3 protein-coding genes are annotated in these 1,471 nt (G+C 64.7%); all 3 read left to right on the top strand.

The genetic code is table 11. The features are described from left to right. The coding region (locus ACY34I_RS40355; RefSeq protein WP_462760821.1) for a VOC family protein at window positions 1-247 on the top strand (247 nt) is incomplete at its 5' end. Window positions 248-261: 14 nt separating this feature from the next. Then, entirely contained in the window at window positions 262-930 is a 669-nt protein-coding gene (locus ACY34I_RS40350) for an HAD family hydrolase (RefSeq protein ID WP_462760820.1), read from the top strand. Window positions 931-965: 35 nt separating this feature from the next. After that, window positions 966-1,220: a VOC family protein gene (locus ACY34I_RS40345; protein ID WP_462760819.1), complete on the top strand. Its 255-nt coding sequence runs from the start codon at window positions 966-968 to the stop codon at window positions 1,218-1,220. The last annotated feature ends 251 nt before the right edge of the window (window positions 1,221-1,471 follow it).

Here is a 1,471-nt window from a genome sequence, read left to right as displayed (position 1 = left end):
GAAGGTGCCCGAGGGGAAAGCCGCTGAACCAAGAACCGGTCGCCGAATGCATATCGATGTCATGCCGACCGACGGGACACGCGATGAGGAGGTCGTGCGGCTGAAGGGGCTCGGGCGCGACCCGAGTACGAGGATCATCGCAAGCCCCAACGGCCCCGGTTGGGTGACCAGGGCCGACCCGGAGGGCAACCTGTTCTGCGTCGAGCGCAGTCAGGAGCATCATGATCCACGTCAATCGTCCCGCTGATCTAGGGTGACCTGGTGCCTTCGAAACCCGTGGCAACCGTCCTGTTCGACTTCGCTTGGACCCTGTTCGCCAGAGACCCCAACCGCTGGGTCGGCAGCGCCGCGGCCTTGGTCGGCCGGGAGGTGGCCGTCGGTGAGGCGCAGCGCATCGCCGCGGATTACGCTGAGTTGTTGCGGACAACGGCTACGGACCCTGCTCATTTTGCCCGCGACTTGGACCCACAGGTGTGGGACCGGGCGATTCTGGCTGTCCTGCAGCAAATCCGTGGGGTGGACCTGCCGTTTGCGCGAGCCCTGCACGAAACGCACGCCGAAGCGCTCGAGCCGTACGCGGACACGTCGTCCACTCTCGCCGCACTGAGTGCCCGCGATATTCGCCTTGGCGTGGTCAGTAACGTCGGCTGGGACATTCGCAAATGCTTTGCGAGGCACGGGCTTGACCGCTACATCGATGCATTCGTTCTTTCCTACGAGGTCGGCTTCGTCAAACCCGATGTACGGATCTGGCGCACCGCACTCGACGCCCTAGCGGCACAGCCAGACCGAACGCTGATGGTCGGTGACCATCCCAGCGGCGACGGCGGTTCCGTGATCGCCGGGATACCGGCCCTGGTACTGCCGATGGTGAGTTCGCCAGCCCAGCTTCGCGGATTCGATCACGTGCTGACGTTGGCCGGAATTTGAAGCTGGTTCGGTTCTTGGTTTGTCGAGGTTGCCCTATGCACTTCGGGAAAGATGTCCGATTCTTCCAGAATGAAGTCGAGGGCAAGTCCAGCAAGAACCGAGTGCATATCGATGTCCGGGTGGCCGGTCCAGGCCCCTGGGACATGGTCGAGCGCGCCCGACTGATCCGGCAGAAAGTCCCCGAGTTGGTCGCCGCTGGCGCGACGGTGATCCGCGAGGAGTGGTACGGCGACGTGCTCGGCCACGTCGTCATGCAGGACCCCGAGGGCAACCAGTTCTGCGTCGCTTGATGCCACGGCCACTGCCCGCGATTCGGTATCCGGTAGCCGCGATCCTCGCGCTACGCAGCGTCACGCCGAGCTGGCCCGGTGGCCTTCCGTGCCGATGAGCGGGAGTCTGGTCGGAACCGCTCAGACGACATCCGCGCCCGCTTCCCCCCCCGACGACGATCACGTAAGGTCGGGCCATGATCGAATCCCAACGCGAGGCCGTGCCGCGCAACGACGGTGGCGAGCTCGACACCGCCCTCGCCTTCTTGTCC

The organism is Micromonospora sp. RTBAU3-60 (assembly GCF_054963695.1).
The sequence above is the reverse complement of the archived record's forward strand: the minus strand, read 5'-3'. Positions and strand labels throughout refer to the sequence as shown.